The organism is Komagataeibacter europaeus, assembly GCF_002173515.1.
Lineage (GTDB): Bacteria > Pseudomonadota > Alphaproteobacteria > Acetobacterales > Acetobacteraceae > Komagataeibacter > Komagataeibacter europaeus.
The window spans coordinates 1,101,579-1,114,585 of the sequence record NZ_CP021467.1 but is presented as its reverse complement, the minus strand read 5'-3'; the positions used below and the strand labels follow the sequence as shown (position 1 = coordinate 1,114,585).

Annotated in this window: 12 protein-coding genes; 6 read left to right on the top strand and 6 right to left on the bottom strand. The window is 63.4% G+C overall.

The features are described from left to right. Positions 1 to 59: 59 nt before the first annotated feature. Together S101446_RS05035 and pdxH are read right to left on the bottom strand one after the other, a co-directional pair. A complete protein-coding gene (locus S101446_RS05035) occupies positions 60 to 905 on the bottom strand; it encodes a universal stress protein (RefSeq protein ID WP_010507821.1) in 846 nt (281 codons plus the stop codon). A 128-nt stretch (positions 906 to 1,033) separates the two neighbouring features. Beyond that, the gene (gene pdxH, locus S101446_RS05030) at positions 1,034 to 1,639 is read right to left on the bottom strand and encodes a pyridoxamine 5'-phosphate oxidase (RefSeq protein WP_087607805.1); all 606 of its coding nucleotides are present in this window, start codon (positions 1,637 to 1,639) and stop codon (positions 1,034 to 1,036) included. A gap of 210 nt (positions 1,640 to 1,849) precedes the next feature. Between pdxH and fabI the strand changes: the two genes are divergently transcribed. Continuing rightward, complete coding sequence (gene fabI / locus S101446_RS05025; protein WP_010507823.1) at positions 1,850 to 2,689, top strand: enoyl-ACP reductase FabI; 840 nt, start codon at positions 1,850 to 1,852, stop codon at positions 2,687 to 2,689. 9 nt (positions 2,690 to 2,698) lie between these two features. Continuing rightward, positions 2,699 to 3,790 carry a chorismate synthase gene (gene aroC / locus S101446_RS05020; protein WP_087607804.1) on the top strand — a complete coding sequence of 364 codons (1,092 nt, stop codon included), beginning with the start codon at positions 2,699 to 2,701 and terminating at the stop codon, positions 3,788 to 3,790. 45 nt (positions 3,791 to 3,835) lie between these two features. Here aroC and S101446_RS05015 read toward each other — a convergent pair whose 3' ends face one another. Beyond that, positions 3,836 to 4,267, bottom strand: coding sequence for an OsmC family protein (locus S101446_RS05015; protein WP_010507825.1), 432 nt, complete (start codon positions 4,265 to 4,267; stop codon positions 3,836 to 3,838). A 276-nt stretch (positions 4,268 to 4,543) separates the two neighbouring features. Here S101446_RS05015 and rpsB point away from each other — a divergent pair, with 276 nt between their 5' ends. The 4 genes from rpsB (at position 4,544) to parC (ending at position 9,462) form a co-directional block, all read left to right on the top strand. Beyond that, positions 4,544 to 5,329 (top strand): 30S ribosomal protein S2, encoded by a 786-nt coding sequence (rpsB, locus tag S101446_RS05010; protein ID WP_010507826.1) that lies wholly within the window; start codon positions 4,544 to 4,546, stop codon positions 5,327 to 5,329. Between the two features lie 108 nt (positions 5,330 to 5,437). Further along, positions 5,438 to 6,343, top strand: a complete 906-nt coding sequence (gene tsf, locus S101446_RS05005; RefSeq protein ID WP_010507827.1) for a translation elongation factor Ts — start codon at positions 5,438 to 5,440, stop codon at positions 6,341 to 6,343. Positions 6,344 to 6,392: 49 nt separating this feature from the next. Then, positions 6,393 to 7,184 carry a DNA repair protein RecO gene (recO, locus tag S101446_RS05000; RefSeq protein ID WP_019091256.1) on the top strand — a complete coding sequence of 264 codons (792 nt, stop codon included), beginning with the start codon at positions 6,393 to 6,395 and terminating at the stop codon, positions 7,182 to 7,184. A 61-nt stretch (positions 7,185 to 7,245) separates the two neighbouring features. Beyond that, positions 7,246 to 9,462 carry a DNA topoisomerase IV subunit A gene (gene parC / locus S101446_RS04995; RefSeq protein WP_048850692.1) on the top strand — a complete coding sequence of 739 codons (2,217 nt, stop codon included), beginning with the start codon at positions 7,246 to 7,248 and terminating at the stop codon, positions 9,460 to 9,462. 10 nt (positions 9,463 to 9,472) lie between these two features. On the opposite strand, the gene S101446_RS04990 is transcribed toward parC, so the two are convergent. The 3 genes from S101446_RS04990 to S101446_RS04980 all read right to left on the bottom strand — a co-directional run bounded on the left by S101446_RS04990 (position 9,473) and on the right by S101446_RS04980 (position 12,943). Beyond that, the gene (locus tag S101446_RS04990; protein WP_010507832.1) at positions 9,473 to 10,255 is read right to left on the bottom strand and encodes an arginyltransferase; all 783 of its coding nucleotides are present in this window, start codon (positions 10,253 to 10,255) and stop codon (positions 9,473 to 9,475) included. A gap of 139 nt (positions 10,256 to 10,394) precedes the next feature. Further along, a complete protein-coding gene (gene hemB, locus S101446_RS04985) occupies positions 10,395 to 11,387 on the bottom strand; it encodes a porphobilinogen synthase (RefSeq protein WP_010507833.1) in 993 nt (330 codons plus the stop codon). Positions 11,388 to 11,473: 86 nt separating this feature from the next. Further along, complete coding sequence (locus S101446_RS04980) at positions 11,474 to 12,943, bottom strand: amino acid permease (RefSeq protein ID WP_196795894.1); 1,470 nt, start codon at positions 12,941 to 12,943, stop codon at positions 11,474 to 11,476. Positions 12,944 to 13,007 lie beyond the last annotated feature (64 nt).

Genomic DNA, 13,007 nt, shown 5'->3' with positions numbered 1-13,007 from the left:
ATACGCATATTCCGCAACGGGGATGCGAATGTTGCAAGATGGGGTGACGGATGCGTTCCTCAGCGGCTCATGATAACGATAATATCGCTGTTTTCCAGCATGTGACGCGTGACGCCACCCAGGATCATCTGACGCAGGCGGGAATGGGAATACGCCCCCATGACCATCATGTCCGCCCCCAGCGTATGGGCCATGTCCAGCATGTCTTCACCCACCGGGCGGGAATCACTACCGAATTCGTGAATATTGGCCATGATGCCATGCAATGACAGGAATGAACGTACATGCCGGGCTTCGGGGCCGGGGCGCTGATAGGCGGGGCTGTGCAGGATATGCACCGCTTCCGCCCGCTTCAGCAGCGGCAGGGCGTGATGGATGGCGGATGCGGCTTCCGACGTGCCGTTCCAGCCGATGCAGATGCGTTTTCCAATGGTCGGTGGCGCCACGGGCGGCACGATCACCACCCCGCGCCCGCTTTCGAACAGGATGGCGTGCAGGGTGTCGGATGAGGAGACATCCCCCTCCGGGTTGGGCTGGCGCAGGACCACGATATCGGACAGGCGCGCCTGAAAGGACACGACACTGCGGGTATGGCCGCTATGGGCGATGAAGCTGGCGGACAGGCCGTGCATGCCCACTGGCGAAAGGGGGGAGTCCACCGCCACGACCGGGATCTGTTCACGGGTTACGAATGCGTCGAACAGGCCGCGCACGCCGTTGAGGCGCGCGGCACTTTCCTTCAGCGCGGATGCAATCATGTCCTGCACCATCGCGCCGGACAGGCCTTCACCCACCAGGGGGCCGACCTCCTGCATGTCGGTGCCCACGTGCAGTACGGCCAGATGGGCGTCGAACATGCGGGCAATCGCGCCGCCAACACCCAGTGCGCTTTCCGCGTGGCTCATCCCCGCCAGTGGCAACAGTATCCTGCGTATGCACATGCGTCGCCTCCTGATCCGTTCATGGGGCGTGCGGTCCGTCTGGCGGGTGCGACACGCCCCTTACGATGCAAACGGATCAGGGGGCGTTAAGTTCAGGGATAAAGGCGTTCCGTCGCCCAGCCATCGGCCGTCCGGTCCCATACGGCGCGGTCATGCAGGCGGTAGGGGCGGTCCTGCCAGAATTCGAAATGCTGCGGCACGACGCGAAAGCCGCTCCAGTTGGCGGGGCGGGGAATGACGGCGTCGGGATCGGGGTAGCGGGCTTCAAGTTCCGCCACCGCCTTCTCGAACACGGCGCGGTCGGGCAGGGGGTGGGACTGGTTCGATGCAATGGCGCCCAGACGGGAGATCCGGCTGCGGCTGGCGAAATAGGCGTCGGCCTCGGCCGGGGTCACGGGTTCCACCGCGCCCTCGATACGGATCTGGCGGCGGATGCTTTTCCAGTGGAACAGCAGGGCGGCGTGCGGGTTGGCTTTCAGTTCGGCCGCCTTGCGGCTGTCGAGGTTGGTGTAGAACACGAACCCCCGCCGGTCCGCGCCCTTGAGCAGGATCATCCGCACCGAAGGTCGCCCGTCAGCCGTGGCCGTAGCCAGCGCCATGGCGTTCGGGTCGTTGGGTTCGTGCGCCGTGGCGTCACGCATCCACGCGTCGAACAGGTCGAACGGGTCAGCGGCAAGGTCGATCAGGGGAAGGGTCATGGGGTCGGGGTTCCGTAACGCTGAATGCCTGGTACCGGCCTGCGCCGGGTCTGGCCGGGGCAGGGATACGAAACATATGGAAACATAAGGTAAGTTACCATGTGACGATTATTGGCTACAATTAGCGCAATCGGCATCTTGTCCAAAACGGCAGCTTGTGCAACCACGAGGCCGAAATTTCATCCGTCATTTACCATTAAGGATACCAGCATGTCAGACGGCGCGCCCAAAATCGCCATCAAGGGTTCATTGATGAAAGGCAAGCGGGGCCTTGTCATGGGTGTTGCGAATGACCGCTCCATCGCATGGGGCATCGCGCGCGCCGTGGCGGAGCAGGGGGGCGAACTTGCCTTTACCTATCAGGGCGAGGCGCTGGGCAAGCGCGTGCGTCCGCTGGCTGAAACCGTGGGATCGACGCTGGTCCTGCCGTGCGACGTGACCGATGACGCGGCCATGGACGCGACATTCGCCGCGATCGAGAAGGAATGGGGCAAGATCGACTTCCTCGTTCACGCCATTGGCTGGGCGGACAAGCAGTTCCTGCGCGGGCGGTACGTTGACACCCCGCGTGACGCCTTTCTCAAGGCCATGGACATTTCATGCTATTCCTTCACCGCCGTGGCCCGGCGGGCGGCCGCCATCATGAACCCCGGCGGTTCGCTGCTGACCCTGACCTATCTGGGTGCCGAACGCGTCATGCCGCATTACAACGTGATGGGCGTGGCCAAGGCGGCGCTGGAGGCATCGGTGCGCTACATGGCGGTTGACCTTGGCGGTGACGGCATCCGCGTCAATGGCATTTCCGCGGGGCCGGTCATGACGCTGGCGGCCAACGGCATTGGCGATTTCCGCTATATCCTGAAATGGAACCAGTACAATTCCCCGCTGGAACGCAACGTGTCGCTGGAAGAAGTGGGTGGCGCGGGCCTGTACATGCTGTCCGACCTGTCGGGTGGGGTCACCGGTGAAATCCACCATGTCGATTCCGGCTACCATATCGTCGGCATGAAGAATCCTACCGCGCCGGACATCACGGTCGCGGGCAACTGATCGCGCCCCATGTCATACAATACCTTCGGCCACCTGTTCCGCGTCACCACGTGGGGTGAAAGCCATGGCCCGGCCATTGGCTGCGTGATTGACGGCTGCCCGCCGCGTGTCCCGCTGGATGTGGCGGATATCCAGCCCTGGCTGGACCGCCGCAGGCCCGGACAGTCGAAATTCACCACCCAGCGGCAGGAAGCCGACCAGGTCGAGATCCTGTCCGGTGTGTTCGAAGGCAGGACGACCGGCACCCCGATCTCGCTGGTTATCCGCAATACCGACCAGCGGTCGCGTGATTATGGCGATATCGCAACCCGTTACCGCCCCGGTCATGCCGATGTCGCCTATGACATGAAATACGGCATCCGTGACTATCGCGGGGGCGGGCGTTCCTCCGCGCGGGAGACGGCCATGCGGGTTGCGGCGGGGGCCGTGGCGCGCAAGGTGCTGGGGGATATGATCAGCATCCGTGGCGCGCTGGTTCAGGTCGGGCCGCATGCGGTCGACCGCGCGCGGATGGACTGGGAAATGGTGAACGACAATCCGCTGTTCTGCCCGGACCCGGCGATCCTGCCGGTGTGGGAAGAATACCTGGCCGATATCCGCAAGAAGGGATCGTCCATCGGTGCGGTGATCGAGGTCATGGCCCAGGGCGTGCCGCCCGGGCTGGGCGCGCCGATCTATGGCAAGCTGGATTCCGACCTTGCCATGGCGCTGATGAGCATCAACGCCGTCAAGGGCGTCGAGATCGGGGAAGGGTTTGCCTCCGCCTGCCTGACAGGGGAAGAAAACGCGGACCCGATGCGCATGGAAAATGGCCAGATCCGGTTCGCGTCCAACCATGCCGGCGGCGTGCTGGGTGGTATTTCCACCGGCCAACCGGTCGTGGCCCGTTTCGCGGTCAAGCCGACCAGTTCGATCCTGACCCCCGTGCCCTCCGTCACGCGTGAAGGGGAGAACGTGGATGTCATGACCAGGGGGCGGCATGACCCCTGTGTCGGCATCCGCGCCGTGCCGGTGGGCGAGGCGATGATGGCCTGCGTCCTGGCCGATCATCTGCTGCGCCACCGGGGCCAGGTGGGTAATCGGGAACCGGTGATCCTGTAAAAATTCTGGCGCGGAACGAACAGACGTTCCGCGCCACCTGCCGGATCAGCCTTTCAGCTTCGCATCCAGCGTGACTGTCGCGTCAAACAGCTTCGAGACAGGGCAGCCTGCTTTCGCCTTTTCCGCCAGTTCCCTGAACTGTGCTTCGGTGGCGCCGGGAATTTCGGCTTCCAGCGTCAGCTTCGCATGGGTGATGGCAAAGCCTTCTCCCTGCTTGTCCAGCACGATTTCGGATTTCGCATCAAGTGACTTGGGCGTCAGGCCCGCGCCACCCAGAATACCCGACAGCGCCATGGCGAAGCATGCGGCGTGGGCTGCGCCCAGCAGTTCTTCGGGGTTGGTGCCGGGTTTGTCCTCGAAACGGGTATTGAAGCCATAGGGCTGGTTCCTGAGCGAGCCGCTCTGGGTCGAGATTTCGCCCTTGCCGTCCTTCAGTCCGCCTGACCAGTGTGCCGTCGCGAATTTCGTGATCGCCATTACGCTTTGATCCCCTGTTTTCATGTTGCAATGCGGGCGTGATACCCGTCCCGGATGATAGGCATCCTTCGCACGGGGCAACCACCCCGCTTGCGAAAAGTTGCATCACGATGCGTCCCGGGGCATCAGTGCCCTTGCAATATGCGCCAAAAACAGCCATATCCCGCCACGGTCCCACGTTGGGGCCAATTCGCACGTGAAGCCAATACCTCTGGTGTCCTTGAAAAACAGGGCGTGCTTCACGGAGGATAAACCAGACACAAGGATTTAGCCGACATGGCGATGCCTGAATTCACAATGCGCCAGCTGCTTGAAGCCGGCGTGCACTTCGGTCACCACACCCGCCGCTGGAACCCGCGCATGGCGCCGTACCTGTTCGGCGTGCGCAACCAGGTCCACATCATTGACCTGCAGCAGACCGTTCCCATGCTGGACCGTGCGCTCAAGGCGATCCGTGACACCGTGGCCGGTGGTGGCCGCGTGCTGTTCGTCGGCACCAAGCGCGCGGCAGCCGACCAGGTGGCCGAAGCGGCCAAGCGTTGCGGTCAGTATTACGTCAACCACCGCTGGCTGGGCGGCATGCTGACGAACTGGAAGACCATCACCGGTTCGATCAAGCGCCTGCGTGGCATTGACGAAATGCTGGAAAACGGCACCCAGGGCCTGACCAAGAAGGAAGTCCTGGACATCACCCGCGACCGTGAGAAGCTGGAGCGTTCGCTCGGCGGCATCAAGGAAATGGGCGGCCTGCCGGACATCCTGTTCGTGATCGACACGAACAAGGAAAAGCTGGCGGTTGAAGAAGCCAACAAGCTGGGTATCCCGGTTGTGGCCGTGCTGGACAGCAATTCCGACCCGCGTGGCGTGACCTACCCGATTCCGGGCAACGATGACGCCATCCGCGCCATTGCCCTGTATTGCGAACTGGTTTCGTCCGCTGTCCTCGATGGCATCTCCGCCGAGCTGGGTGCGTCGGGCGAAGACTTCGGTGCGTCCGAGGAACTGCCGGTCGATCCCGCCGTGGAAACGGCCGTGACGGAAGCCGCCGCAAGCGCGGAATGAAAATGAACGCTGGCAGGGGCCGTACACGCCCCCCGGCGTAACTGACACAGCAAGGACACGCCCTGCAGCGATGCGGGGCGTGCGCCTGTCGTGAGGAGTATCAGGATAATGGCGCAGATTACCGCAGCCCTCGTCAAGGAACTTCGTGAGAAGACCGGCGCGGGCATGATGGATTGCAAGAAGGCCCTTAACGAAGCCGAAGGCGACATCGAGGGCGCGATCGACTGGCTGCGCAAGAAGGGCCTGTCGGCCGCCGCCAAGAAGTCCGGTCGCGTTACGGCCGAAGGTCTGGTTGGCGTGGCGCAGGCCGATCTCAAGGCCGCCATGGTCGAAGTCAATGCCGAGACCGACTTCGTTGCCCGCAACGAGCATTTCCAGAACTTCGTCTCCGAAGTGGCCCACGCGGCGCTGAGCGTTGGCGATGATCTGGAAAAGCTGAAGGCTGCCGTCCTGAAAAGCGGCCGCACCGTCGCTGATGAACTGACGCACCTGATCGCCACCATTGGCGAGAACATGTCCATCCGCCGCGCGCGCGTGCTGAGCGTGCCGTCGGGCGTGGTCGCGACCTACGTGCATTCCGCCGTCAGCCCCGGTCTGGGCAAGATCGGCGTGCTGGCGGCTGTTGAAGCGCCGACCGCAAGCGAAGCGATGGAAGACCTTGGTCGTCGCATCGGCATGCATGTCGCCGCAACCCGTCCGGCAGCCCTGGACGTGGACAGCGTTGACCCGCAGGCGCTTGAGCGTGAGCGCGCGGTGCTGGTGGAGCAGGCCAAGGCTTCGGGCAAGCCCGATGCGATCATTGAAAAGATGGTCGATGGCCGTATCCGCAAGTTCTATGAAGAAGTCGTGCTGCTGGAACAGATCTGGGTGCATGATGGCGAAAGCCGCGTGCGCAAGATCGTGGAAAAGGCAGGCGCCAAGCTGACCGGTTTCGACCGCTTCCAGCTGGGTGAAGGCATCGAGAAGGAAGAAAACGACTTTGCCGCCGAAGTGGCAAAGGCTGCCGGCAACTGATCAAGTTGCCGGTTTCCGGTTTTCTTTTCGCAAGGGCGGGTGCTTCCTGATGGAATGGGAGGCACCCGCCCTTGTGCTTTCCGCTGTCCCGTATGGGGAAGGCAGCGCGATCGCGCATGTCCTGACGGGCGAATACGGCCTGTATCACGGCTTGGCCCGCGGGGGTTCATCCAGCCGGGGCCGCGCGGTCTGGCAGACCGGCAACCTTGTCCGCGCGCGCTGGACCGCCCGCCTGCCTGAACAGTTGGGCAACATCACGGCGGAAACGGTCCATGCCTCCGCAGCGCGCATACTGGACGCGCCGCTGCCGCTGGCCATGCTGGCGTCACTATGCGCGCTGGCTGATGGCTGCCTGCCGGAACGCGAACCCCATCCTGCCATATTTCAGGGGCTTGCCAGCCTGCTGGCGCGGATCAGCCTTGACCCGCAATGGGCGGCGGCCGAGGCCATGCCTGAAATCGTGCGGTGGGAACTGCTTTTGCTGTCCGAACTCGGCTTCGGGCTGGACCTGACGCACTGTGCCCTTGGTGGCGGTTCAGACGACCTGCGGTGGGTATCGCCGCGCACCGGGCGGGCGGTATCGGACGAACGCGCGGGCGAATGGCGCAGCCGCCTGCTGCCGCTGCCCGGTTTCGTGCTGCACCCTGATCAGGTCGGCACCCCGGTGGACTGGTATGACGGGCTGCGCCTGACGGGGCATTTCCTGCAACGCGACGCCTTTGGCCAGCGGCACCGTCCGGTGCCCGAGGCCCGGTGCAGGCTTCTGGACATGATCGCGCGCGAAGCGGACATTCCCCCGCCTGATGCGTCGGCCGAAGGGGCCGCTGGCGCCACCGACTGATTACTACCATTGGACAAAGCGTAAAGTTTCGCTATCTGTTCACCTGCGGGAGGAAGATTGCATGCCTGTGGATACAACAGCCGGTCATATTGAAGATACCAAGCTGGCCGATGCGCTGAGCGAACGGTACCTGGCCTATGCCATGTCAACGATCATGTCGCGCTCGCTGCCCGATGTGCGTGACGGGCTGAAGCCGGTGCATCGCCGCATGATCTATGCGATGCAGCAGCTCAAGCTGGACCCGTCCGCCGGGTTCAAGAAATGCGCCCGCGTGGTGGGCGACGTGATCGGTAAATACCATCCGCATGGCGACGCCTCGGTCTATGAGGCGCTGGTTCGCCTGGCGCAGGATTTTGCCGTCCGCTATCCGCTGGTGGAAGGGCAGGGCAATTTCGGCTCGATCGACGGTGATAACGCCGCCGCCATGCGGTACACCGAATCCCGCCTGACCGAAGTGGCCAAGGCCCTGCTGGAAGGAATTGGCGAGGACTGCGTTGACTTCCGCCCCACCTATGATGGCGAGGAACAGGAACCTGTTGTCCTGCCCGCGGCGTTCCCCAACCTGCTGGCCAACGGGGCGGCGGGGATCGCGGTGGGCATGGCGACCTCCATCCCGCCGCATAACGTGGGCGAGATCTGTGCTGCCGCCCTTGCCCTGATCCGCAAGCCCGCCATGACCACGGTCGAACTGCTGAAACACATGCCCGGCCCGGATTTTCCGACCGGCGGCAGTATTGTTGAAGATGCCGACGCCATTGCCCGGGCTTACGAGACAGGGCGTGGTTCCTTCCGCATCCGCTCGAAATGGGAAGTGGAGCAGGGGCGTTTCGGCACATGGCAGATCGTGGTGACCGAAATTCCGTATCAGGTGCAGAAATCGCGCCTGATCGAACAGGTCGCGGACCTTATGGAACAGAAGAAGCTGCCCCTTCTGGCCGATATCCGCGATGAAAGCACGACCGACATCCGGCTGGTGCTGGAACCCAAGTCACGCGGGATCGAACCTGCGGTGCTGATGGAAACCCTGTTCCGCGCAACGCAACTGGAAAGCCGCTTCGGCCTGAACATGAACGTGCTGGGTGCGGATCAGGTACCCGGCGTACGCAGCCTGAAGGACGTGCTGCAGGCGTGGCTTGACCATCGTCATGACGTATTGCAGCGCCGTAGCGCCAACCGGCTGGCGGCGGTCAACCGGCGTCTGGAAATCCTTGACGGGTTCCTTGCGGTCTATCTCAACCTTGATGAAGTGATCCGCATTGTCCGTGAGGAGGATGATGCGAAGGCCGCCCTGATCGCGACCTTCGACCTTACGGAACTGCAGGCGGAATCGGTGCTGAACATGCGCCTGCGCAGCCTGCGGCGTCTGGAGGAAATGGAAATCCGCGACGAGCATGCGAAGCTGAGCGCGGAAAAACAGTCCCTTCACGACCTGCTGGAACACGAAGGGCTGCGGTGGAAGCGCATCGCAGCCGAAATCAAAGACATCCAGAAAACCTTTGGCGGCGGCGCCCTGGGCAAGCGGCGCAGCCTGCTGGCGGATGCGCCGGTCGAAATTGACGTGGAAGCCGCCCTGCCGGTCGAACGTGACCCGCTGACGGTCATCCTGTCACAGAAGGGGTGGATCCGTACCGTCCGCGGCCACGGGCAGGATCCCGAAGCACTGAAATTCAAGGAAGGCGACGCGCTGGGCCTGTCGGTCGAATGTTACAGCAACGACCGGCTGTGCGTTTTCGCGACCGACGGGCGCGCCTTTACGCTGCGGGTGGGGGACCTGCCGCGCGGACGTGGTGATGGCCAGCCATTACGGTTGATTATCGACCTGTCCAATGACGAGGACATCATCACGATGTTCCCGGTCGAGGATACGCGCAAGCGCCTGCTGGCCTCCAGCACCGGGCGCGGCATGATCGTGGCGGAATCGGCCATGACGGCGGAAAAGCGCACCGGCAAGCAGGTGCTGAACCTGAAGGACAGGGAAAGCGCGCAGGTCTGCGTGCCCGCCATTGGCGACCATGTACTGGTAATCGGGCAGAACCGCCGCATGCTGGTCTTCCCGCTGGACCAGTTGCCGGAAATGACGCGTGGCCTTGGCGTAATCCTGCAGAAATACAAAGATGGCGGCCTGCGTGACGCCGTCGTCTTCGCGGCGGATGCCGGTGTGGCATGGCCCGATCCCGCCCGTACGCGTTCCTTTGCGGATCTGAAGGATTACCTGGGCAAGCGGTCAGACATGGGCAGGACGGCCCCCGCCTGGGCCACGCGCAAGCCGCGCGCGTGATCCGCTGGCGTCACTCCACCGGGCGGAACAGCCCGTCGGGCAGGAAGGCGCTTTCATGGGCCTGGTACTGCGCCAGGTCCAGATCGTGCCATACGCCGCGCGTCATGATCTGGGCCGGGCGGAAACGGGCCTTGTAGGCCATTTTCCGGCTCTCGCTGATCCAGTAGCCCAGATACAGGTGGGGCAGGCCAAGCGTGCGGGTATATTCGATCAGGTGCATGACCGCGAACGTGCCCAGTGAACGCTGCCGCAATGCGGGATCATAGAAATCATAGACGGCGGACAGCCCGTCATCCAGCTGGTCCACCAGCGCGACACAGGCCAGCCTGTCTTCGGTATCGCGGAATTCGATCATGAAGGTCTCGATCGGCGTATCCTCGACCATGGCCCGGTAATCGGGAAAGGTCATGGACGCCATGTCGCCGCCTTCATGGCGGGTGGACTGGTATGCGCTGAACAGGTTGAACTGTTCCGGGGTCGCGGCGGGCGGGATGCGTTGCGCGCGCAGCCCGGCATTGCGGCGCAGGGCGCGCAGCTGCGTGCGGCTGGGGGTAAAGCGCGCCACGGGCACGCGTATGGGCGTGCATGCGGTGCAGCCCGCGCAGACCGGCGCATAGGCAATGGTATGGCTGCGACGGAAACCGGCGCGTGACAGGCGGTTATGGAACGGCACGGCGTCCGGTCCGCCAATTTCGGTCACGACCTTGCGTTCCATCCGTCCCGCCAGATAGGGGCAGGGCATGGGCGCCGTCGTATAGAATAGCTGTGGATGCCGTGGCGATGTATAGGTCATGCGCTCTCACCAGCCGGAAAACAGGAAACGGCAGCCCCGCAAACAGGAAAAACAGACTGCCCGTGGTCCTGAACGGTTATCATATCCTTCCTGTTGCAGGCATCAACTATCCGGCTGCGTACGCGTGGTTTTGTGGTGTTCAGGCGCGCAGCAGGCGCGCGGCGTCCAGCGCGAAATAGGTCAGCACCCCATTGGCGCCCGCGCGGCGGAAGGCCATCAGGCTTTCCATGATCACGCGGTCACGGTCCAGCCAGCCATTCTGGATCGCGGCCATCAGCATCGCGTATTCGCCCGATACCTGGTAGGCAAAGGTCGGCACCGCGAATTCCTGCCGCACGCGCGCGATGACATCCAGATATGGCATCCCCGGCTTGACCATGACCATGTCGGCGCCTTCGCTCAGGTCCAGGGCGACTTCACGCAGGGCCTCGTCCGTGTTGGCGGGGTCCATCTGGTATGTCTTCTTGTCACCCGTCAGCAGGCCACCCGAACCCAGCGCGTCACGGAACGGGCCGTAGAAGGCGCTGGCATACTTGGCGGCGTAGGACATGATGCGGGTGTTGACCAGTCCCGATACATCCAGCGCCGTGCGGATGGAACCGATGCGCCCGTCCATCATGTCGGACGGCGCAATGATGTCGATCCCGGCGGCGGCCTGATTGACGGCCTGTTTCACCAGGATTTCGACCGACGGGTCGTTGACCACGTAGCCGTCTTCGATCAGCCCGTCATGGCCGTGGCTGGTATAGGGGTCTAGCGCCACGTCGCCGATCAGGCCGATTTCAGGGAATTCCTTTTTCAGCAGACGTGCGGCCCGACACATGAGGTTGTCGGGGTTGGTCGCTTCCGTGCCCGCTTCGTCACGCAGGCTGGCAGGCGTGATGGGGAACAGGGCCAGTGCGGGAATATCCAGCTTCGCCGCGGGTTCCACATGGGCTGCCAGCCGGTCGAGGCTGACGCGCTGCACGCCGGGCATGGAGGAAACATCGGTGACCGCGCCCGTGCCCTCGGTCACGAAGATCGGCCAGATCAGGTTATCGGTCGATAGCGTGTTTTCAGACACCAGCCGCCGTGTAAACCGGTCGTGCCGGTTACGGCGCAGCCTTGTTTGGGGAAACTGACCGATATTCATCCAATCCAACTCCATCAGGGAAGGGGCAACTATGATCCTGTCGCCGCCCCATGCCAAATTATGATCCGGTAATACGCCCCGCGCGTTCAGGATTTCCCGCGCATGGCAGGTATGACCGCCCCCAGCCGACTGTGGCGTATGCCATACAGCGCATACACAACCAGCCCGATCGCCAGCCAGACAACCAGCCGCAGCCACGTCAGCCCGTCCAGCGAGAGCATCATGACCCCGCAGCTTATGATGCCCGCCACCGGGATCAGGTTGCCGCCGGGCACACGGAATACACGCGGGCGGTCGGGTTCGCGCACGCGCAGCACGATAACCCCCACGCAGACGATGACAAAGGCCAGCAGCGTGCCGATGGATGTCATGTGCGCCAGCTGTTCGATCGGCAGGAAGGCAGCCAGCGTTCCCGTCACCCCCATGAAGAACAGGTGACACGCGACCGGCGTGCCAAGGCGGGCATGCGTGCGCCCGAACATGGGTGGCAGCAGCCCGTCACGCGCCATGGCGAAGAACACCCGGCTCTGTCCCAGTAGCAGGACAAGGATGACCGACAGGAAGCCGCATATGATGCCCAGCTTGACTGCGGCCTGCAGCCAGCCAAAGGGCGTGTGGTCAATGGCGGTGGCCACGGGGGCGGCATCCCCGATCATGTCGCGGTAATTCACCAGTCCCGTCAGTACGAAGGAAAAGGCGATATAGACGAACGTGCAGATCGCAAGGCTGCCCATCAGGCCAATGGGCATGTCGCGCCCGGGATTGCGCGTCTCCTGCGCCACGGTGGAGACGGCGTCAAACCCCAGATAGGCGAAAAAGATCGTCCCCGCCGCCCGCAGGATGCCCGACAGGCCGTAATGCCCGAATTCACCGGTATTGGGGGGAATGAAGGGGGTATAGTTCGCGACCTTGATATATGGCAGCCCGAACCCGATCACGGCGGCGATGACCGCAAGCTTGATCGCCACGACGATGGCGTTCAGCCGTGCCGATTCCGAAATCCCGCGCATGAGCAGCACGGATAGTACCACGATGATGAAGACGGCAGGCACGTTGGCGATGCCATGGACGGGCTGGCCGCCGGCCATGCCCACGACCTCGAACGGGGATGCCGTGAGCCGTGGCGAAAGGTGAATGCCCCATCCGTCCAGAAGCGAGCGCATGTACCGCGCCCAGCTGACCGATACGGCGGACGCCCCCACCGTATATTCCAGCACGAGATCCCAGCCGATGATCCAGCCCGCAAGCTCGCCCAGGGCGGCATAGGCATAGACATACGCGCTGCCCGCCGCCGGGATCATGCCCGCCAGTTCCCCGTAGCACAGCCCGGCAAAGGCGCACGCCACCGCCGCCAGCACGAATGATATGAGTACGGCAGGCCCGGCATTGCTGCCAGCCGCCACGCCGGTCAGCGAAAACAGGCCCGCCCCGATCGTGACCCCCACACCCAGGGCCACCAGGCTGCCGGCGCCCAGCACGCGTTTCAGTCCTGCGTCATCCGCTGGCGCGCCAACGGGCAGGCGGCGCAGCAATGCGCGTATGATGCCTGTGTTCATATTGCAACGCACGGGGTGGTATGGATGGGGGAAGGGAATGCAACAGGGGTCAAATCAGCCGGTC

Excerpts from the sequence above, each read along its gene's own strand:
- S101446_RS05035 (WP_010507821.1), bottom strand. The coding sequence starts at position 905 with ATGAGCCACGCGGAAAGCGCACTGGGTGTTGGCGGCGCGATTGCCCGC.
- pdxH (WP_087607805.1), bottom strand. The coding sequence starts at position 1,639 with ATGACCCTTCCCCTGATCGACCTTGCCGCTGACCCGTTCGACCTGTTC.
- fabI (WP_010507823.1), top strand. The coding sequence starts at position 1,850 with ATGTCAGACGGCGCGCCCAAAATCGCCATCAAGGGTTCATTGATGAAA.
- aroC (WP_087607804.1), top strand. The coding sequence starts at position 2,699 with ATGTCATACAATACCTTCGGCCACCTGTTCCGCGTCACCACGTGGGGT.
- S101446_RS05015 (WP_010507825.1), bottom strand. The coding sequence starts at position 4,267 with ATGGCGATCACGAAATTCGCGACGGCACACTGGTCAGGCGGACTGAAG.
- rpsB (WP_010507826.1), top strand. The coding sequence starts at position 4,544 with ATGGCGATGCCTGAATTCACAATGCGCCAGCTGCTTGAAGCCGGCGTG.
- tsf (WP_010507827.1), top strand. The coding sequence starts at position 5,438 with ATGGCGCAGATTACCGCAGCCCTCGTCAAGGAACTTCGTGAGAAGACC.
- recO (WP_019091256.1), top strand. The coding sequence starts at position 6,393 with ATGGAATGGGAGGCACCCGCCCTTGTGCTTTCCGCTGTCCCGTATGGG.
- parC (WP_048850692.1), top strand. The coding sequence starts at position 7,246 with ATGCCTGTGGATACAACAGCCGGTCATATTGAAGATACCAAGCTGGCC.
- S101446_RS04990 (WP_010507832.1), bottom strand. The coding sequence starts at position 10,255 with ATGACCTATACATCGCCACGGCATCCACAGCTATTCTATACGACGGCG.
- hemB (WP_010507833.1), bottom strand. The coding sequence starts at position 11,387 with ATGAATATCGGTCAGTTTCCCCAAACAAGGCTGCGCCGTAACCGGCAC.
- S101446_RS04980 (WP_196795894.1), bottom strand. The coding sequence starts at position 12,943 with ATGAACACAGGCATCATACGCGCATTGCTGCGCCGCCTGCCCGTTGGC.